The sequence below is a fragment of the Burkholderia multivorans ATCC BAA-247 genome, from assembly GCF_000959525.1.
Lineage (GTDB): Bacteria > Pseudomonadota > Gammaproteobacteria > Burkholderiales > Burkholderiaceae > Burkholderia > Burkholderia multivorans.
Genome location: NZ_CP009830.1, coordinates 373,929 through 393,999, shown reverse-complemented (window position 1 = coordinate 393,999; position 20,071 = coordinate 373,929). Strand labels below are relative to the sequence as shown.

Annotated in this window: 13 protein-coding genes; 11 read left to right on the top strand and 2 right to left on the bottom strand. The window is 71.2% G+C overall.

Annotation, left to right across the window (positions count from 1 at the left end; all coding sequences use genetic code 11):
• The first annotated feature begins 11 nt into the window (after window positions 1-11).
• Genes ctaD through NP80_RS01765 form a run of 3 tightly spaced genes read left to right on the top strand, consistent with a single transcriptional unit; the run spans window position 12 to window position 4,659 of the window.
• A complete protein-coding gene (ctaD, locus tag NP80_RS01775) occupies window positions 12-2,642 on the top strand; it encodes a cytochrome c oxidase subunit I (RefSeq protein ID WP_006405132.1) in 2,631 nt (876 codons plus the stop codon).
• Window positions 2,639-3,040, top strand: a complete 402-nt coding sequence (locus tag NP80_RS01770) for a hypothetical protein (protein ID WP_006405131.1) — start codon at window positions 2,639-2,641, stop codon at window positions 3,038-3,040. Before ctaD ends, NP80_RS01770 begins: the two co-directional genes overlap by 4 nt.
• Window positions 3,031-4,659, top strand: coding sequence for a cytochrome c (locus NP80_RS01765; RefSeq protein WP_006411229.1), 1,629 nt, complete (start codon window positions 3,031-3,033; stop codon window positions 4,657-4,659). The genes NP80_RS01770 and NP80_RS01765 overlap by 10 nt, the downstream gene beginning before the upstream one ends.
• Before the next feature lie 418 nt (window positions 4,660-5,077).
• On the opposite strand, the gene NP80_RS01760 is transcribed toward NP80_RS01765, so the two are convergent.
• Both NP80_RS01760 and NP80_RS01755 read right to left on the bottom strand, forming a co-directional pair.
• Window positions 5,078-5,788, bottom strand: coding sequence for a succinate dehydrogenase/fumarate reductase iron-sulfur subunit (locus NP80_RS01760; RefSeq protein WP_006398966.1), 711 nt, complete (start codon window positions 5,786-5,788; stop codon window positions 5,078-5,080).
• Between the two features lie 66 nt (window positions 5,789-5,854).
• Window positions 5,855-6,097, bottom strand: coding sequence for a DUF6566 family protein (locus NP80_RS01755; protein WP_006398965.1), 243 nt, complete (start codon window positions 6,095-6,097; stop codon window positions 5,855-5,857).
• Window positions 6,098-6,278: 181 nt separating this feature from the next.
• Here NP80_RS01755 and NP80_RS01750 point away from each other — a divergent pair, with 181 nt between their 5' ends.
• From NP80_RS01750 to glgB, 8 genes are all read left to right on the top strand, one after another.
• Complete coding sequence (locus tag NP80_RS01750; RefSeq protein WP_006405126.1) at window positions 6,279-6,974, top strand: MgtC/SapB family protein; 696 nt, start codon at window positions 6,279-6,281, stop codon at window positions 6,972-6,974.
• Window positions 6,971-7,309: a hypothetical protein gene (locus NP80_RS01745; RefSeq protein ID WP_006405125.1), complete on the top strand. Its 339-nt coding sequence runs from the start codon at window positions 6,971-6,973 to the stop codon at window positions 7,307-7,309. Before NP80_RS01750 ends, NP80_RS01745 begins: the two co-directional genes overlap by 4 nt.
• Window positions 7,306-9,546, top strand: coding sequence for a VTT domain-containing protein (locus NP80_RS01740; RefSeq protein WP_006411231.1), 2,241 nt, complete (start codon window positions 7,306-7,308; stop codon window positions 9,544-9,546). The genes NP80_RS01745 and NP80_RS01740 overlap by 4 nt, the downstream gene beginning before the upstream one ends.
• Window positions 9,537-10,373, top strand: coding sequence for an endonuclease/exonuclease/phosphatase family protein (locus NP80_RS01735; RefSeq protein ID WP_006411227.1), 837 nt, complete (start codon window positions 9,537-9,539; stop codon window positions 10,371-10,373). The genes NP80_RS01740 and NP80_RS01735 overlap by 10 nt, the downstream gene beginning before the upstream one ends.
• Before the next feature lie 14 nt (window positions 10,374-10,387).
• Complete coding sequence (locus tag NP80_RS01730; RefSeq protein ID WP_006411228.1) at window positions 10,388-10,876, top strand: phage protein NinX family protein; 489 nt, start codon at window positions 10,388-10,390, stop codon at window positions 10,874-10,876.
• Window positions 10,877-11,045: 169 nt separating this feature from the next.
• Window positions 11,046-14,441, top strand: coding sequence for a maltotransferase domain-containing protein (locus NP80_RS01725; protein WP_045592850.1), 3,396 nt, complete (start codon window positions 11,046-11,048; stop codon window positions 14,439-14,441).
• A complete protein-coding gene (gene treS / locus NP80_RS01720; RefSeq protein ID WP_045592848.1) occupies window positions 14,438-17,848 on the top strand; it encodes a maltose alpha-D-glucosyltransferase in 3,411 nt (1,136 codons plus the stop codon). The genes NP80_RS01725 and treS overlap by 4 nt, the downstream gene beginning before the upstream one ends.
• A complete protein-coding gene (gene glgB, locus NP80_RS01715; protein WP_045592847.1) occupies window positions 17,845-20,043 on the top strand; it encodes a 1,4-alpha-glucan branching protein GlgB in 2,199 nt (732 codons plus the stop codon). Before treS ends, glgB begins: the two co-directional genes overlap by 4 nt.
• Window positions 20,044-20,071: the final 28 nt, after the last annotated feature.

The window sequence follows — 20,071 nt, the reverse complement described above, 5'->3', positions numbered from 1 at the left end:
GGAGGATGCCGATGGCCGTCACCCACGACTCCCGCCCCGTGCTCGAGCGCGTGCCGGATCTCGGCGACGCGCCGCCCGGCTCGCCGGACGAGCGCGCGCTCGCCGCGCTGTGGGAGTCCGAGCCGGGCTGGCGCGGCTGGCTCGGCACCGTCGACCACAAGCGGATCGGCCTGCGCTACATCGTCACCGCCTTCGCGTTTCTGCTGCTCGGCGGCGTCGAGGCGCTCGTGATGCGCATCCAGCTCGCGCGGCCGAACGCGACGCTGCTCACGCCCGCGCAGTACGACGCGCTGTTCACGATGCACGGCGTGACGATGATCTTCCTGTACGCGCTGCCCGTGCTGTCCGGTTTCGCGAACTATCTGTGGCCGCTGATGCTCGGCTCGCGCGACATGGCGTTTCCGCGGCTGAACGCGTTCTCGTACTGGGTGTTCCTGTTCGCGGGGCTGTTCCTCTACGCGAGCTTTCCGCTCGGCGCGGTGCCCGACGGCGGCTGGTTCAATTACGTGCCGCTCACGTCGCTCGACTACAGCGCGGGCGCGAACATCGACATCTATGCGCTCGGGATGATCCTGCTCGGCATCTCGACGACGGGCGGCGCCGCGAACTTCGTCGTCACGCTGCTGCGCATGCGCGCGCACGGCATGTCGATCGACCGGCTGCCGATCATCGTGTGGGGCACGCTGACCGCATCCGTCGCGAATCTGGTCGCGGTGCCGTCGGTGAGCCTGGCGTTCTTCCTGCTGTGGCTCGACCGCAATGCGGGCACGCACTTCTTCGACGTCGCGCACGACGGCCGCCCGCTGCTCTGGCAGCACCTGTTCTGGATGTTCGCGCACCCGTGGGTGTACGTCGTCGTGCTGCCCGCGATGGGGATCGTGTCCGATGCACTGCCGACGTTCTGCCGGCGGCCGCTCGTCGCGTACGAAGCCGTTGCGGTGTCGACCGTCGCGACGATGCTGATCGGCTTCGAGGTCTGGGTGCATCACATGTTCGCGACCGGCATCGCGCCGCTCGCGCTCGCGTTCTTCGGCGCGGCCAGCATGCTGATCTCGATTCCGAGCGCGGTCGCCGTGTTCGCGTGGATCGCGACGATCTGGACCGGGCGGCCCGTGTTCCGCACGCCGTTCCTGTACTTCGCGGGCTTCGTGCTGATGTTCGTGATCGGCGGCGTATCGGGCGTGATGACGGCGGCCGTGCCGCTCGACTGGCAGCTGACCGACACGTACTTCGTCGTCGCGCATCTGCACTACGTGCTGCTCGGGATCAACGTGTTTCCGGTGCTCGGCGGCATCACCTACTGGTTTCCGAAGTTCACGGGCCGGATGATGAACGAGCGCGTCGGCCGCTGGACGTTCTGGGTCGTGCTGATCGGTTTCAACGTCGGCTTTTTTCCGATGCACGTGTCGGGGCTGCTAGGGATGCCGCGCCGCATCTACACCTACCCGTCCGGCATGGGCTGGGATACGTCGAACCTGCTGACGACGATCGGCTCGTTCGTGTTCGGCATCGGCATCGTGATGTTCGTGATCAACGCGCTCGTCAGCGCGCGGCGCGGCGCGCGCGCCGGCGACAATCCGTGGGGCGCGCCGGGCCTCGAATGGTCGGTCGCGTCGCCGACACCCGCCTACAACTTCGCGGTGCTGCCGCTGATCGCGTCGCGCCATCCACTGTGGGAAACGCGCGGCGAGCCGCGCCGTTCGAGCCTGCGCGTCGGCTACCGGCTCGCCGACGGGCGCGAGGCGCTCGCGGTGTCGCCGCTCGCCGCGACGCCGAGCGCGATCCTCAAGATGCCGGAGGACACCTGCGTGCCGTTCGTGCTGTCGCTGCTCGCGACGGCCGTGTTCGCCGCGATGCTGGTGCGCTCGCCGACGCTCGTCGGCGTTGCCGCGCTCGGCTGCGCGATCGCGCTCGGCGCGTGGCTGTGGCCGCGCCGCTCGCTCGGCCAGCGCGCCCCCGCCCCCGAGCGCGACGGCGTGCCGCCGCCCGCGCCGTTCACGATGCACGAGCCGGCCGCTGCCGCTGCACCGCCGGCCGCGCCCGCGCCGTATGGCGCGCCGCTGCCGGTCGGCAGCTGCGGCAAACGCGCGGGCGGCTGGTGGGGTGTGCTGACGCTCGTCGTGACCGAGGCCGGCCTGTTCGGCTATCTGCTGTTCAGCTATTTCTACCTCCAGTCGCAGTCGGCCGCGCCGTGGCCGCCCGAAGGGATGCCGAAGCTCGGGCTCGCCGGCGTCGACACGGCCGTGCTGCTGTCGAGCAGCGTGTTCGTCTGGCTCGCCGAACGGGCGGTGCGCGCCGGCCGTCGGCCGCGTGCCGTCGCCGCGCTCGCCGTCGCGCTCGTGCTCGGCGTCGCGTTCGCGCTCGTCCAGCTGCACGAATGGCGCGAGCATCCGTACGGGCCGACCGCCCATCTGTACGGCAGCCTGTATTTCACGATCACGGGCTTTCACCTTGCGCACGTCGTCGCGGGGCTCGCGATTCTCGCGCTGCTCGCCGGCTGGACCGCGGCCGGCTTCTTCGACCGCGAGCGGCGCGTCGCGCTGACCGTCGGCGCGCTGTACTGGCACTTCGTCGATTTCGTCTGGCTGTTCATCTTCACCGCGCTGTACGTGACGCCGTACTGGCTCAGGAGGCCCGGATGACACACGCCCGCCGTTCGTTGACGCCGCTGCTCGCGATCGCGGCCGGGCTCGTCGGCGCGCCCGCGCTGTGGTTCGCGCAGATGGCTGCGTCCGAGACGCTCGCGTCGACCGCGTGCTATCCGCTCGGCGTCGCGCAGCTCGCGCCGCGCTGGGCGCATGTCGGCGTCTGGCTCGCGCTCATCGCGGGCGGCGCGTTCGCGCTCGCGGCCGCGTGTGCGGCGTGGATCGCCCGTGTCTGGCGCCGGCCCGACGAGCCCGACATCCGCGCGGCGACGCGCGACGACAGCACGCGGTTTCTGGTCCGCTGCGCGGTGCTCGCCGCGCTCGGGTTCGTCGTCGGTCTCGTGTTTACCGGGATCGTCACAGGTTTCGTGGGGCCGTGCAGTCCATGGCGCTGATCTCGCCCGCTCGCTTTCGGTTTCGCTTCCGGTTTGGCTTGCGCTGCGCGCGTCGGCCGGTGATCGTGGCGCTCGCGCTCTCCGCCGTGCTCGGCGGCTGCGATCCGCTCGACGACGGCAGCGCGCAACGCGATACGGCCGATGCGGCCGATGCGGCATCGGCGGCGTCCGCGCCGGAGCCGGCATCCGGATGGCGCTTCACGCGGATTCGCGCGCCGGCCGATGCGGCGATGTCCGCGCGCGCGGAGCGCGATGCGCGGCTATCCGCGCGGCACGGCGGTGCGGCGGCGGGTGGCGGTGCGTCGGACGCGCAAGCGTCGGCATCCGCTGCCTCGGGAACCGGCGCTGCGGTGCCGGATGCGTCGGCGCACGACGACGTGCGCCGGCCGCTCGTCGCGGCGACCGCCGCGGATGCCGATGCCGCGCTGATCGAGCGCGGCCGCTATCTCGCCCATGCCGGCGACTGCTCCGCATGTCACGATGCGGCCGACCACACGCCCTACGCGGGCGGACAGCCGGTGAATTCGCCGTTCGGTCCGATCTATGCGCCCAACATCACGCCCGATCCCGTACACGGGATCGGCCGCTACACGCTGCAGCAGTTCGACGATGCATTGCGGCGCGGCGTGCGCGCGGACGGCAGCAACCTCTATCCGGCGATGCCGTATGCCTCGTTCGCGCGGCTCCATCCGGACGACGTGCGTGCGCTCTACGCGTACTTCATGCACGGCGTCGCGCCGTCGCCGCAGGCCGGCAAGCGCACGGCGCTGCCGTTTCCGTTCAATCAGCGCTGGGCGCTCGGGCTGTGGCGCCTGGTGTTCGCCAACGACGAACGCTTCGTGCCGTCGCCGTCGCACTCCGCGTCATGGAACCGCGGCGCGTACCTGGTGCAGGGGCTCGGCCACTGCGGCGCCTGCCATACGCCGCGCGGCCCCGCATATAACGAGCGCGGCTACGACGAGCGCAGCGCGAAGTTTCTGACGGGCGGCGTGACCGATCACTGGTTCGCGCCGAACCTGACCGGTGCGGACAACGACGGACTCGGCCGCTGGTCCGTCGACGACATCGCGGCATTCCTGCGCGACGGCCACACGCGGCACGGTTCGGTGTTCGGTGCGATGGCGCCGGTCGTCGGCGAAAGCACCGCGCTGCTGACCGACGGCGATCGCCATGCGATCGCCGTCTATCTAAAGTCGTTGCCCGCGCAACCGACTGCCGCGACGAATCCGCTCGGCGTCGGCATGCCGCGGCTGACCGCGGCCGGCCCGCGCCCCGAAGGCGGCCAGCAGGCGCCCGGCGCGGGCGTATATGCGAGCTTCTGCGCACGCTGTCACGGTGTGGACGGAACGGGCATACCGCATCACGGCCCGCCGCTCGCCGGCAATCCGGTCGTCGTCGCGGCCGATCCGACGAGCGCGATCCGCATCGTCGTCGAAGGTGCGCGTCCGGCGCCAAGCGACGATCGTAGCGGCGTGCGGCGCATGCCGGCGATGCGCGGCGCGCTGACGAGCAGCGAAATCGCGGCGGTCGTCAGCTACGTGCGCGGCGCATGGGGCAATCGCGCGGCGCCGGTGTCGACGCAGGATGTGCGCAGACTGCGTGCGGCGATTCATCGATGACGTGGGAGACGGGCGGTGCGCCGCGGAACGCAGGCACGCAGGCACGCAGGCACGCAGGCACGCAGGCACGCAGGCAGACTACGACAAATTCACGGTGTGCCGACAGCAACGCGCATACGGGCCGCGCGTTCAATCTCGACTAGTTGCTTTCGCAACGACATCCGTAACGCTTCTTGTCACCGCTAACGAAAAATATTGCAAGGCAGGACGGCCACGACTGACCGCCCGCCGCGTTCGTCCACTCACTGGCACAGTACTGCGCGCCACCGGCAGGCTGACACATACCGACAATCGCGGCAAACACGCATTCGATCACGACGCGCGCGCCACCGAGACACCGCCTCGCGCGCACCATCGCCGCCACCGCATCACACACCTGCTCGCAAGCGCTCCACGATCGCCACCCTCGCCTCGCCCGTTACACCGCGCGCCGCACCAGCATCGCCCGAATGTTCGAGATCGCGCGCGCCGGATTCAACCCCTTCGGGCACACGCTCGTGCAGTTCATGATGGTCCGGCAGCGGAACAGCCGATACGGATCCTCGAGGTTATCGAGCCGCTCGCCCGTCGCGAGATCGCGCGAATCGGCGATGAACCGGTACGCCTGGAGCAACCCGGCCGGCCCGACGAACTTGTCCGGATTCCACCAGAACGTCGGACACTGCGTCGAACAGCACGCGCAGAGGATGCATTCGTACAGCCCGTCGAGCTGGTCGCGCTCGGCCGGCGACTGCAGGCGCTCGCGCTCGGGCGGCGGCGTATCGTTGATCAGATACGGCTTGATCGAGTGGTATTGATTGAAAAAGTCGGTCATGTCGACGATCAGGTCGCGCACGACCGGCAGGCCCGGCAGCGGGCGCAGCGTGATCTCGCGCGGCAGCGTCTTCATGTTGGTCAGGCACGCGAGCCCGTTCGACCCGTTGATGTTCATCGCATCGGAGCCGCAGATCCCTTCGCGGCACGAGCGTCGATACGAGAGCGTCTCGTCTTCGCGCTTGAGGCGCCCGAGCACGTCGAGCAGCATCCGGTCGTCGGGCTGCACGGCGATCTCGTAGCGCTGCATGTAAGGCGCCGCGTCCCGATCGGGGTCGTAGCGATAGATATGGAGGATGCGCGTGTCGTCGTCCATCGTGTCTCCCGGCAAGCGGCCGCCGCGCGGCCGCACAGTGGCAGAGGCGGCGCAAGCGCCGTGCCGTCAATCGTCGTCGACGCGCTTGTCGACCAGATAGCGGCCGCGCTCGACGCCCGCACGCAGCGCTTCGTCCTCGGTCAGCCATTCGGGGCCGGCCGGCTCCGGCACGATCAGCTCGATGCGTGCGCCGTCGACGTAGAGCTGCACTTCGTCGCGCCATGCGCCGCGCTCGTTGCGCCGCGCCCACACGCGGATCTCGTGGCCGCGATACGGATCGCGTACCTGTGCGTCCTGTTGATGCTGCACGATGGCCTCCTGTGCTTATCTGCGATCATCTGAAAAAAATGCGCGCCGCACGACGGCCGCGCGCGCCCGATGCTGCGCGCGCACGCGGCGTACCCGCGCGTGGCGAACCGGCACGCCGCTTGCATCCCCGTGGCATCGAACCGTCCCGGCACCGGGTCGGCGCCACCTCGGGAGACACGCGATGATCGGCCACGTCGAACTCCTCGGACGCCTGCTGCTCGCTGCGCTGCTCGGCAGCGTGATCGGCCTCGAGCGCGAGCGGCTGAACTGGGCCGCGGGCCTGCGCACGCACATGCTCGTGTGCGTCGGCTCCGCGCTGACGATGCTCGTGTCGACCTACGGCTTCGAAGACGTCGCCGGCCGCAACGGCGTCGTACTCGATCCGTCGCGCGTCGCCGCGCAGGTGGTGTCCGGCATCGGCTTTCTCGGTGCCGGTTCGATTCTGCTGCGCGGCGAAGTAGTGCGCGGGCTGACGACCGCGGCGAGCCTCTGGGCCGTCGCCGGTGTCGGTCTCGCGGTCGGCGGCGGCATGATCGTCGCGTCGGTCGGCGCGACGGTCATCGTGCTCGTGATCCTCGCGGGCGTGAAGCCGCTCGAACGCCGCTTCATCGCGCAGCGTCAACAGCGCACGCTGCGGCTCGTCGTCGAGCGCGGCGGGCTCACGCTACGCACGCTGCACGACGCGCTCGGCACGCGGCACGTGCGCGTGAAGCGGTTCATCGTCCAGCAGTCGGACGACGATCCGGACACCGACGACATCTCGGTCTCGTTCTCGCGAACGAGCCCGGTGGAATTCGCGGCGATCTGCCGGACGCTGCAAAACCTCGCCGGCGTACGGATCTGCCGTCCCGACACTTCGTCAAGGAGTCTCGTGTGACCCAGACCGATCTGCTTTCGTATCTCGTCACCAGCCAACTGGCCGCGCGCATGCGTTCCGGCGCGTGGCTCACGATCGGCCAGGTCGTCGGCGCGCTGCGCGCATGGCTCGCGTACCACCACGCCGAATGCGACTGGCTCGACCGGATCCGCATCGTCGAAGCCGCCTCGGCGATCGCGGAAGGCATCTACGAGGTCGCGACGGCGCACGGCCAGCCGGCCGACGGCGAGCGCGTACGCCTCGACGCGCATTCGCCGGAAATGCAGGCGCTGCGCGCACGCTGCGACGTGCTGCTGCAGCGCATCGACGGCGACCGGGACGTCGACGCACGATGATCGTGCCGGCCCGCGGCTCGCGCACCGGCTTCGCGACGGCCGGCCCGGCGCGCGCCGACGACGCGCAGCGCGGCGCCGCACCGGGCGACGCGATCGTCCGGCACGGCCTGCTCGAGGTCGGCCGCAACTGCGACACGATTCGTCATGCGGACCGCTTCGCGACGTTGATCGACGGCGACGCGTATTTCTCGACACTGCGGGCCGCGCTCCTGCGTGCGCGCCATACGGTGTTCATCCTCGGCTGGGACGTCGACAGCCGGATGCGGCTCATGCCGGGCGGCGCCGACGACGGCTTCCCCGATACGCTCGCGGCGTTCCTGCACGCGCTCGCGTCGCGCCGGCACAACCTGCGGATCTACGTGCTCGCGTGGGACTTCGCGATGATCTACGCGCTCGAGCGCGACTGGCCGCCCGTCTATCGTGCGAGCTGGCGCGCGCATCGCGGGATCGTGTTCCGGCTCGACGATGCGCATCCGCGCGGCGCGTCGCATCATCAGAAGCTCGTCGTGATCGACGACCGGCTCGCGTTCGTCGGCGGCCTCGATCTGACGCGTGCGCGCTGGGACACGCCCGCGCATGCGGCGGACGACCCGCGCCGGCGCGACGAACAGGGCATGCCGTACGGACCGTTCCACGACGTGCACACGATGTTCGACGGCGACGCGGCCGCAGCGATCGGCGAGCAGGCACGCGCGCGCTGGCTGCGCGCATGCGGACGGCCGATCGCGATCCGCGCGCACAAGCATCTCGAACGCGACGACGATCCCGACCCGTGGCCGCCCGGCGCGCAGGTCGACGTGCGCGACGTGCAGCTCGGCATCGCCTATACGGCGCCGCGCCATCGCGACTCGGCGCCGGTGAGCCAGGTGCGCGAACTGGTCGCCGACACGATCCGCACCGCGCGCCGCCATCTGTATATCGAGAACCAGTACTTCACCGCGGCCGTCGTGCGCGAGACGCTGTCCGCGCGCCTCGCCGACGAGGACGGGCCCGACGTGACGGTCGTCGCGCCGCGCGTGCAGAGCGGCTGGCTGCAGGAAGCGACGATGGGCGTGCTGCGCGCGCGGCTGCACGCCACGCTCGTCGCGGCGGACCGCTTCGGGCGCTACCGGCTGCTGTATCCGCACGTCGACGGGCTCGGCGACGGCTGCGTGAACGTGCACAGCAAAGTCGCGATCGTCGACGACGAATGCCTGATGATCGGCAGCGCGAACCTGAACAACCGCTCGATGCTGCTCGACACCGAATGCTGCGTCGCGCTGGTCGCGGCCGGCGACCCGCGCGTGCGCGCCGCGATCGCCGGCACGCGCGACCGCCTGCTGGCCGAGCATCTCGGCACGACGCCCGCGACCGTCGCCGACGCGTTCGCGGACGCGCTCGCGCGCGGCGCGCGGCCGAACGACGCGCTCGACCGGCTGCGCAAGGACCGCGGACGTTCGCTGCGCACGCTCGATCCGTCGGTCGCGCCGCAGCTCGACGCGCTCGTGCCGGTCAGCGCGTGGCTCGATCCCGAGCAGCCGATCGAGCCCGATCGGCTGATCCGCGAGTTCGTGCCGCGCGAACAGCACCGCACGCTCAGCGCGCGCTTCCTCGTGCTCGGCGCGATCGTGCTGCTGATCGCCGCGCTCGCGCTCACGTGGCGCTTCTCGCCGCTCGGCGAGCGCCTGAACGTCGCATCGCTCGCACATGCGGCCGCCGGCATGTCGCGACTGCCGGCCGCGCCCGTGCTGCTGCTGCTCGGCTACGTGATTGCGGCGACGCTCGCGGTGCCGATCACGCTGCTGATCGCGGCGACCGGCCTCGTGTTCGGCGCGTGGCCCGGTTTCGCCTATGCGGGCGCGGGCACCCTGATGGCCGCGGTCGCGACCTACGGACTCGGCCGCTGGCTCGGCCGCGACGCGGTGCGCCGGCTCGCCGGCGCGCGCGCGAACCGGCTCAGCGAGCATCTCGGCAAACGCGGCGTGGTCGCGATGACGGTGCTGCGGCTGCTGCCGATCGCGCCGTTTACGGTCGTCAACCTCGTCGCGGGCGCGTCGCATATCGGGCTGCGCGACTTCGTGATCGGCACGGCGATCGGCATGCTGCCAGGCATCGTGCTCACGGTGATCTTCGCGAACCAGCTGCTCGCCGCGTTCAGCCATCCGGGGCCGACCGCGTTCGCGTGGCTCGCGGCGATCGGCATCGCGCTCGTCGGCGTGTCGGCGCTGCTCGTCAGGATGCTGCGGCGATGGCGCTGATCCGGCACACGGCAGCGCCGCCCGAAGTCATCACGGCCCCCGCGCCGCCCGCGGCCGCGCCGGGCGGCCGCGACCTGCGCATCGCGACGTACAACATCCACGGCGGCTACGGCCCGTGGCACGCGCGCGCAGCGGACCGGATCGCCGCGGTCATCGACGAACTGGACGCGGACGTGATCGCGCTGCAGGAAGTGCCGCTCGGCGGCACGCGCGGGCCCGACGTGCTCGCGCATCTGCGCGACGCGACCGGCATGCACGCGGCGGCCGGCCCGACGATCGATACGGCCGAGCGCCGCTACGGCAACGCGGTGCTGTCGCGCTATCCGATCCGCGCGGCGCGCACGCTCGATCTGTCGTTCCATCAGCGCGAGCCGCGCGGCGCGCTCGATGCGGACATCGACTGCCGCACCGGCCCGCTGCGCGTCGTCGCGACGCACCTCGGGCTGTCCGCGCGCGAACGCAGCGCGCAGGTGCAGCGGCTGCTCGCCGCGTTCGACACCGGGGCGATGCCGGTGATCCTGCTCGGCGACATCAACGAATGGTTCGTGCGCGGCCGCGCGCTGCAGGCGCTCGTCACGCGGTTCCGGCGCGCGCCCGCGCCGCGCACGTTTCCGACCGTCTGCCCGCTGTTCTCGCTCGACCGGATCTGGGTGCATCCGGGCGAGCTGCTGGTCGACGTCGCGGTCCATCGCAGCGCCCGCGCGCGGCACGCGTCCGACCACTATCCGCTCGTCGCGCGGATGCGCGCGCCGCAGCCGGAGCCGGAGCCGGCCGCCGCACCGTTCGACCGGCCGGGCACGCCGCTTGCGCGCAAAGACGCCCCCTGACGACGGAGAGCTCCATGCAGATCGACGAACTCGACGGAACCGCGCTCGACTACTGGTGCGTGCGCGGCCTCTGCGCCGACCACGAAGACACACTGCGCTTCACGGCCGTCACGCCGACCGTGGTCGTGACGGCCGCGTGCGACGCGCTGCGCCGGCTCGACGCGCACTTCGCGCCGTCGCGCTCGTGGGCCGACGCGGGCGCCGTGCTCGATCGCGTCACGGACCTGCGCATCGTGCGGCGCGGCGGCGAGGTCGAGTGCGACGCGTCGTTCGCCGACGGCCCGTCGACCTGCGCCGCGCGCGGCCCGAATGCGCGCGTCGCGTTGCTGCGCGCGTACGTGCGCGCCTGTTTCGGCGACACGGTCGACGCGCCGCCCGATTTCCCGCACCGCATCGAGCGCGGCGCGATCGTGCGCTACGACCCCGGCGCGCCGCTGCCCGAAGCGGACGACGCCTCGGCGCTCGGCGACAGCACGGACATCCGCTCGGTGCCGCGCATGTGAGCGTGCGCCGCGCCGCCGCGCGTTCCCGGTACGCACCTCATGTAAAAACGACAGGGCCGCATCGGCGCGGCACCGCGCCGGCGTTGTCGCGCGGCGCTGCGCGGAGCGGGCACGCGCGTTGCGTTCGGCTTGCGCCCTGATCGCCCTCGCTGCCTGCCCGAACGCTCACATGGAACCTGTGCCGACCTTCGCTCCGCATCTCTACTTCTGCGACGCCCGCCTCGTCGGGCCGCTCGACGCATGGTCGGCGACCTTCGCGCATGTCGCGGGGATGGGCTTCGATCATGTGCTCGTCGGCGCGTTCTGGGCGTCGAGCCCCGCCGGCTTTGCGCGCCACGTCGCGGATTTCGACCGGCCCGCCGACGTGTTCGGCACGCGCGACAGCGCGCTCGACACCTTCGCGCGGCTCGCGCAGCTCGCGCAAGGGCACGGGCTGCGCGTGCTGCTCGAAGTCGTGCCGGAGCGCGTCGCGCGCGACAACCCGCTGCGGGCCGCGCATCCGCACTGGTACGTCGAGCGCGCGCACGACGACGCGCTGATCGACCCGCGCAGCGCTGCACACGCGCAGGACATCGCGCACGCAAACCTGACCGACGACGCGGCGCGCGATGCGCTGTCGGCGTGGTGGCGCGCGCATCTGACGGCCTATGCGCAGGCCGGCGCCGCCGGCTTTCTGGTCGACGCGCCGCAGCACCTGCCGGCCGCATGGTGGGCGCAGTGGCGCGCCGCGCTGCAGCGCGTGCGGCCGTCGCTCGCGCTGATCGCCGGCGTGCCGGGCCATGCGCGCGACGCGCTCGCGCCGCTCGAATCGGCCGGCTTCGACGCCGTGTTCTCGTCCGCGCGCTGGTGGGATCTGCGCGCGCCGTGGTTCGTCGACGAGCACCGCTTCCTGCGCCGCATCGGCGCACCGATCGCGTTTCCCGACGCGTTCGACGGCCCGCGTCTCGCGGACGACTGGCGCGATGCGCCCGACGAGCGCGTCGCACGGGCCTATCGCCGCGCGTTGTGGACGGCCGCCGCGGTCGGCACGGGCTGGCTCGTGCCGATGGGCTTCGAGCGCGGCGTCGCACTGCCGCTGATGGCACGCGATGCGAGCGCCGCGCGCTACCGCGCCGCGTTCGACGCCGCGCGCTTCGATCTGTCGAGTACGCTCGCCGACGCGAACGCCTGGCGCCGCGCGACGCCGGTCGCGGCCGCACGCGGCGAACTGCTGCAGCTGAGCGCGCCCGACGCACCGGCGACCGTATTGCTGCGCGGCACGAGCGCGTCGCTCGAATACGACGACGACGCGCTGCTGATCGCGCTGAACCCCGATCTCGACGCCGAAGCGCGCGTCGATCCGGCGACGATCCTGCCCGGCGTGCCGGGCGGCTTCACGCACGTGGCGACGCCGAACGACGCGCCGTCGCGCACGCCGGCCGCGCTCGACGCGTTCACGCTCGCGCCCGGCGCCTGCGCGCTGCGCGACGCGCGCCGCGCGCCGCCCGCGACGCTGCCGGCGGACCCCGAACGCGACCAGGACGCGCTGTCGGCCGCGCTCGGCGCCGACCGGATCGCGATCGAGCGCGTCGAGCCGGCCGTCGACGGCGGACGCTTTGCGGTCAAGCGCGTGGTCGGCGAGACGCTCGTCGTGCGCGCGTCGATCTTCTCGGACGGCCATGCGCATCTCGCGGCCGTGCTCGCGTGGCGCGCGGCCGGCGAAAGCGACTGGCGCGAGGTGCCGTTCGTCGCCGAGCCGAACGATCGCTGGCGCGCGCAGGTGAGGCTCGACCGGCTCGGCCGTCACGAATTCCGCGTGATCGCGTGGCGCGACGACTGGGCGTCGCTCGTCGACGACGTCGCGAAAAAGCGTGCGGCCGGCCAGGACGTGTCGCTCGAACTGCGCGAGGCGCAGCTGCTGCTCGCGACCGCCGCGAAGCTCGCCGATCCGGTCGATCCGCAGGCGCGCGCGCGCATCGAGCAGCTGACGAAGGAATTCAAGCGCGCGTCGCCGGAGGACCGGCTCGCGCTGCTCGGCGCGCCCGCGCTCGCCGATGCGGTCGCCGCGCTGCGCTACCGGCCCTTCGTCACGCACGACGATACCGTCTATCCGGTCGACGTCGACCGCCGCGCCGCGTGCTTCTCGAGTTGGTACGAGATGTTCCCGCGTTCGGCGAGCAACGATCCGGATCGGCACGGCACCTTCGACGACGTGATCGCGCACCTGCCGCGCATTCGCGACATGGGCTTCGACGTGCTGTATTTCCCGCCGATCCATCCGATCGGCACAACCGCGCGCAAGGGGCGCAACAACAGCCTGCAGGCCGCACCCGACGACGTCGGCAGCCCGTACGCGATCGGCTCGCCCGACGGCGGCCACACGGCCGTGCACCCGCAGCTCGGCACGCTCGATTCGTTCCGCCGGCTGATCGACGCGGCGCGCGACCACGGGCTCGAGATCGCGCTCGACTTCGCGATCCAGTGCTCGCCCGATCATCCGTGGCTCAAGGCGCACCCCGGCTGGTTCGCATGGCGTCCGGACGGCTCGCTGCGCTATGCGGAGAATCCGCCGAAGCGCTATCAGGACATCGTGAACCCCGACTTCTATGCGCCCGATGCGCTGCCCGGCCTGTGGCTCGCGCTGCGCGACGTCGTGCAGTTCTGGATCGACGCGGGCGTGCGGATCTTCCGCGTCGACAATCCGCATACGAAGCCGCTGCCGTTCTGGGCGTGGATGATCGCCGACATTCGCGGCCGCCATCCGGACGTCGTGTTCCTGTCCGAGGCGTTCACGCGGCCCGGGATGATGGGCCGCCTCGCGAAGCTCGGCTTCTCGCAGTCGTACACCTACTTCACTTGGCGCGAATCGAAGCGCGAATTCATCGAGTATCTGACCGAACTGACGCAAGGCCCCGCACGCGAGTACTTCCGGCCGAACTTCTTCGTGAACACGCCCGACATCAATCCGCGCCACCTGCAGAACGCGCCGCGTACGCAGTTCGTCATCCGTGCGGCGCTCGCGGCGACGCTGTCCGGCGCATGGGGCATGTATTCGGGATTCGAGCTCGGCGAATCGGCGCCGCTGCCGAACAGCGAGGAATACGCGGACGCGGAGAAGTACGAACTGCGCGCGCGCGACTGGAGCAAGGCCGCGCACATCGGCGCCGAGATCGCGCGGCTGAACCGCGCGCGGCGCGACAACCGCGCGCTGCAGACGCATCTCGGCATCACGTTCGTCGACGCCGACAACGACGCGGTGCTCGTGTTCATGAAGGCGACGCCCGCGTTCGACAGCGTGGTCGTCGTCGCGATCAGCCTCGATCCGTGGCACCCGCAGGCCGCGAACTTCACGCTCGACGGCGCGCTGTGGCGCGGCCTCGGGCTCGTCGAAGGCGAACCGCTCGACGCGCACGAACACGACGCCGCGCACCCGACGACGTGGCGCGGCCATCGGCAATACGTGTCGCTCGATCCGCACGTGCGGCCTTACACGATCTGGCGACTGGCGCCCGCCGCCGGCGCGGCGCGGGCAAGCAGACCCGCCACGGACGACGACCGTCGCTCGTCGGGAGGACATGGAAGATGAAACGCGAAGATTCCCTCGACGACGTGCGGCGCGCGCAGTTCGCGTCGCATCCGCGCGCCGGCTCGCCGCGCCAGCGCCGCGTGCGCCGGCCCGCGCCCGCGCTCTGCGCGGACGATCCGCTGTGGTACAAGGACGCGATCATCTACCAGGTGCACGTGAAGTCGTTCTTCGACTCGAACAACGACGGCATCGGCGACTTCCCGGGGCTGATCGCGAAGCTCGACTACATCGCGGAACTCGGCGTCGACGCGATCTGGCTGCTGCCGTTCTATCCGTCGCCGCGCCGCGACGACGGCTACGACATCTCCGACTATCGCGACGTGCATCCCGACTACGGCACGCTCGCCGACGTGCGCCGCTTCATCCGCGAAGCGCATGCGCGCGGCATTCGCGTCATCACCGAGCTCGTGATCAACCATACGTCGGACCAGCATCCCTGGTTCCAGCGCGCGCGGCGCGCGAAGCCGGGCTCGATGTACCGCAACTACTACGTGTGGTCCGACACCGACACGAAATACGCCGGCACGCGCATCATCTTTCTCGACACCGAGACGTCGAACTGGACGCACGATCCGGTCGCGAGCCAGTACTACTGGCACCGCTTCTACTCGCATCAGCCGGACCTGAACTTCGACAATCCGGCCGTCGTGCGCGAGGTGCTGCAGGTCATGCGCTTCTGGCTCGACCTCGGCATCGACGGGCTGCGCCTCGACGCGGTGCCGTATCTCGTCGAGCGCGAAGGCACGAACAACGAGAACCTGCCGGAGACGCACGCGATCCTGAAGCGGATCCGCGCGACGATCGACGCCGAGTATCCGAACCGGATGCTGCTCGCCGAAGCGAACCAGTGGCCGGAGGACGTGCAGGAATACTTCGGCAACGAGGACGAATGCCACATGGCGTTCCACTTTCCGCTGATGCCGCGCATCTACATGTCGATCGCGAGCGAGGACCGCTTTCCGATCATCGACATCATGCGGCAGACGCCGGCGCTCGCGCCGAGCAACCAGTGGGCGGTGTTCCTGCGCAATCACGACGAACTCACGCTCGAGATGGTCACCGATTCCGAGCGCGACCTGCTCTGGCAGACCTACGCGAGCGACCGCCGCGCGCGGCTGAACCTCGGGATCCGGCGCCGGCTCGCGCCGCTGATGGAGCGCGACCGGCGCCGCATCGAGCTGATCAATTCGCTGCTGCTGTCGATGCCCGGCACGCCCGTCATCTACTACGGCGACGAGATCGGCATGGGCGACAACATCCATCTCGGCGACCGCGACGGCGTGCGCACGCCGATGCAGTGGTCGTCGGACCGCAACGGCGGCTTCTCGCGCGCCGACCCGGAACTGCTCGTGCTGCCGCCCGTCATGGGTTCGCTGTACGGCTACGACGCGATCAACGTCGAAGCGCAGACGCGCGACCCGCACTCGCTGCTGAACTGGACGCGGCGCATCCTCGCGACACGGCGCGCGACGCAAGTGTTCGGCCGTGGATCGATCCGCTTCCTGCGCCCGGAGAACCGCAAGGTGCTCGCCTATCTGCGCGAACTCGAGGGGCACGACCCGGTGCTCTGCGTCGCGAACCTGTCGCGCGCGTCGCAGGCGGTCGAACTCGACCTGTCCGAATTCGCGGGGCGCGTGCCGATCGAGATGACCTCGGACTCGCCGTTCCCGCCCGTCGGCCAGCTCCCGTATCTGCTCACCTTTCCGCCGTACGGCTTCCTCTGGTTCGTGCTGTCGGCGCACGGCCGCGAGCCCGCGTGGCGGCAGCCACATGCGGAACCGCTGCCCGAATACGTGACGCTCGTGATGCGGCGCGGCGACACACGGCCCGACGTCGCGCAGCTGCACACGCTCGCGCACGACGCGCTCGCGTCGTGGCTCACGCGGCGGCGCTGGTTCGCGTCGAAGGACCGCACGATCGCCGACGCGCGCCTGAACGTCGTCACGCCGATTCCGGGCGAATCGTTCCAGTACGCGGAAGCCTGCGTGACGGTGCGCGGCGACAGCCACGCGGAGCGCTACGTCGTGCCGCTCGCGGTCGCGTGGGGCGGCGAGACCTCCGGCCCGCTGTTCGCGCAGCTCGCGCTCGCGCGCGTGCGGCGCGGCCATACGGTGGGCTATCTGACCGACGCGTTCGCGCTGCCCGCGTTCGCGCACGGGATGCTGCGCAAGCTGCGCGCGGGCGCGACGGTGCCGACGTCCGACGGCGGCCATCTCGCGTTCCTGCCCGAGGCCGCGCTGGCGTCGCTCGACCCCGGCGACGAAGCCGAAGTGCGCTGGCTCGCGGCCGAGCAGAGCAACAGCTCGCTCGTGATCGGCGAGGCGATCGTGCTGAAGCTCGTGCGCAAGGTCGCGCACGGCGTGCATCCCGAAGCGGAGATGAGCCGGCATCTGACGCGCATCGGCTACCAGAACACCGCCGCGCTCGCCGGCGAAGTCGTGCACGTCGATCCGGACGGGCGCCCGCATACGGTCGCGATCCTGCAGCGCTTCGTCGACAACCAGGGCGATGCGTGGACGCGTTCGTTCGACTTCCTGAAACGCGCGGTCGACGAGCTCGCGCTGCCGGCCGCCGACGACGCCGACACGACCGAGCCCGACGCCGAGACGGACGCGCTGCTCGGCTATGCGGCGTTCGCCGGTGTCGTCGGCAAGCGGCTCGGCGAGCTGCACGTCGCGCTCGCGCAGCCGTCCGACGATCCGGCGTTCGCGCCCGAGCGCGCGACGCCCGAGCATGTCGACGGCTGGTGCGCCGACGCGATCGCGTCGTTCGAGCAGGCGCTCGACTGTCTCGGCACGCGGCTCGACGGCCTCGACGCCGACACGCGCGCGGCCGCCGAACGGCTGCTCGCTTCGCGCGACGCGGCCGTGCGCGCGCTCGGCGAACTCGTGCCGCGCACGCTCGACGCGCACTGCACGCGCATTCACGGCGACTTCCATCTCGGGCAGGTGCTCGACGTGCAGGGCGACGCGCTGCTGATCGACTTCGAAGGGGAGCCCGCGCGCGCGCTCGAGCGACGCCGTGCGAAGTCGCACCCGCTGCGCGACGTGGCCGGCTTCCTGCGCTCGCTGTCGTACGTGAGCGCGACCGGACAGTTCGCGATCGAGAAAGCGCCGCCGCAGGCCGCCGACCGCAAGCGCGCGCTGTTCGAGCGCTTCGGCCGCGCGGCCGCCGACGCGTTCGTCGACTGCTATCGCGCAGCCGCCGAGCATGCGCCGGTGCGCTTCGTCGATCCGCGCTACACCGACCGGCTGCTCGCGCTGTTCCTCATCGACAAGGCGTCGTACGAGCTCTGCTACGAGGCCGCGAACCGTCCCGACTGGCTCTGCGTGCCGGTCGGCGGCCTCGCGGCCCTCGTCGAGCGGCTGCTCGAACATCGCGGCGCCGAAGACGGAGACGAGTCATGACCGACGCGCTGTTCGACCGCGCCGACATCGACGCGCTGCTCGGCGCCCGCCATCCCGATCCGTTCGCCTGCCTCGGGCCGCATGCGCACGACGGCGGCACGATCGTGCGCGCGCTGCTGCCCGGCGCGCAGCACGTGCGCGTGCTCGCGCCGGACGGCGCCGAGCTCGGCACGCTCGCGCGCGTCGACGACGCGGGCTGCTTCGCCGGCACGCTGGCGCACGACGGCCGCTACCGGCTCGCGGTCGAGTGGCCGGGCGCGCGGCACGTGATCGACGACCCTTACGCGTTCGGGCTGCTGCTCGACGACGCGACGCTCGCGCGCTTCGCGGCCGGCAACCCGTCGGCGGTGCTCGACTGCCTCGGCGCGGTGCCGACCTGCATCGACGGCGTCGACGGCGTGCGCTTTGCGGTCTGGGCGCCGAACGCGCAACGCGTATCGGTCGTCGGCGACTTCAATGCGTGGGACGGCCGCCGTCATCCGATGCGGCTGCGCCTGCCGTGGGGCGTGTGGGAGCTGTTCGTGCCGGGGATCGGCGCCGGCGAGCGCTACAAGTACGAGCTGCGCGCGGCCGACGGGCGCGTGCTGCCGCACAAGGCCGACCCGTGCGCCCGCGCGACCGAGGCGCCGCCGCGTACCGCCTCGATCGTCGCCGATACCGGCGCGGTCGACGATTTCGCCTGGCACGACCACGCGTGGCTGCAGGCGCGCGCGCACGGCGACCGCTATCGGCGGCCGTGGTCGATCTACGAGGTGCATCCGGAATCGTGGCAGCGCTATCCCGAGCAGATGGACCGCAACGCGACCTGGGACGAGCTCGCCGAGCGGCTGATTCCGTACGTGCGCGGCATGGGCTTCACGCACGTCGAATTCATGCCGATCGCCGAGTATCCGTTCGGCGGCTCGTGGGGCTATCAGCCGCTCGCGCAGTTCGCGCCGTCCGCGCGCTTCGGGCCGCCCGACGGCTTCGCGCGCTTCGTCGATCGCGCGCATGCGGCCGGCATCGGCGTGCTCGTCGACTGGGTGCCCGCGCACTTCCCCGACGATCCGCACGGGCTCGCGCAGTTCGACGGCAGCGCGCTGTACGAGCATGCCGACCCGCGCGAAGGCATGCATCCCGACTGGCACACCTGCGTGTTCAACGTCGGCCGCAACGAGGTCGGCGCGTTCCTGATCGCGTCGGCGCTCGCATGGGCGCGCCGCTATCACGTCGACGGCATCCGCGTCGACGCCGTCGCGTCGATGCTGTATCGCGACTACTCGCGCGCGGCCGGCGAGTGGGTGCCGAACATCTACGGCGGCCGCGAGAACCTCGAATCGGTCGCATTCCTGCGCGCACTGAACGACACGCTGCACGGCGACGATGCGCCGCCGGGCGTCGTCACGGTCGCCGAGGAGTCGACCGCGTGGCCGGGCGTCACCGCGTCGACGCGCGACGGCGGGCTCGGCTTCGACTTCAAGTGGAACATGGGCTGGATGCACGACACGCTCGCGTATCTGCACGAGGATCCCGTGCATCGCCGCTATCACCACGACCGCATGACGTTCGGGCTCGTCTATGCGTTCTCCGAGCGCTTCGTGCTGCCACTCTCGCACGACGAGGTCGTGCACGGCAAAGGCTCGCTCGCGTCGAAAATGCCCGGCGACGCCTGGCAGCGGCTCGCGACGCTGCGTGCGTACTTCGGCTTCATGTGGGCGCATCCGGGCAAGAAGCTGCTGTTCATGGGCAGCGAACTCGCGCAGTGGGCCGAGTTCGCGCACGACGGCACGCCGCACTGGGATCTGCTCGACGCGCCCGCACATCGCGGCGTGCAGCGGCTCGTGCGCGACCTGAACCGCACCTACGCGGCGCAGCCCGCGCTGCATGCGCTCGACTGCGATGCGGCCGGCTTCGCCTGGCTGATCGGCGACGACCGCGACAACAGCGTGTTCGCGTTCGCGCGCCGCGACGATGCGGGGCACACCGTCGTCGCCGTCTGCAACTTCACGCCCGTGCCGCGCACCGGCTATCGCGTCGGGCTGCCCGCGCCCGGCGCGTGGCGCGAACTGATGAATACCGACGCCGCCGTCTACGGCGGCACCAACGCCGGCAACGACGGCGCCGTGTGGGCGGAGGATGTGCCCGCGCACGGCGAAGCGTGGTCGGCAACGCTACGGCTGCCGCCGCTCGCCACGCTATGGCTCACTCCGGCATGACCGACGGCGCCCTCGACACGGAGACTCC

Coding starts and splice junctions, on each gene's coding strand:
- treS (WP_045592848.1), top strand. CDS start 14,438: ATGAAACGCGAAGATTCCCTCGACGACGTGCGGCGCGCGCAGTTCGCG.
- glgB (WP_045592847.1), top strand. CDS start 17,845: ATGACCGACGCGCTGTTCGACCGCGCCGACATCGACGCGCTGCTCGGC.
- ctaD (WP_006405132.1), top strand. CDS start 12: ATGGCCGTCACCCACGACTCCCGCCCCGTGCTCGAGCGCGTGCCGGAT.
- NP80_RS01725 (WP_045592850.1), top strand. CDS start 11,046: ATGGAACCTGTGCCGACCTTCGCTCCGCATCTCTACTTCTGCGACGCC.
- NP80_RS01750 (WP_006405126.1), top strand. CDS start 6,279: ATGATCGGCCACGTCGAACTCCTCGGACGCCTGCTGCTCGCTGCGCTG.
- NP80_RS01730 (WP_006411228.1), top strand. CDS start 10,388: ATGCAGATCGACGAACTCGACGGAACCGCGCTCGACTACTGGTGCGTG.
- NP80_RS01765 (WP_006411229.1), top strand. CDS start 3,031: ATGGCGCTGATCTCGCCCGCTCGCTTTCGGTTTCGCTTCCGGTTTGGC.
- NP80_RS01770 (WP_006405131.1), top strand. CDS start 2,639: ATGACACACGCCCGCCGTTCGTTGACGCCGCTGCTCGCGATCGCGGCC.
- NP80_RS01740 (WP_006411231.1), top strand. CDS start 7,306: ATGATCGTGCCGGCCCGCGGCTCGCGCACCGGCTTCGCGACGGCCGGC.
- NP80_RS01760 (WP_006398966.1), bottom strand. CDS start 5,788: ATGGACGACGACACGCGCATCCTCCATATCTATCGCTACGACCCCGAT.
- NP80_RS01735 (WP_006411227.1), top strand. CDS start 9,537: ATGGCGCTGATCCGGCACACGGCAGCGCCGCCCGAAGTCATCACGGCC.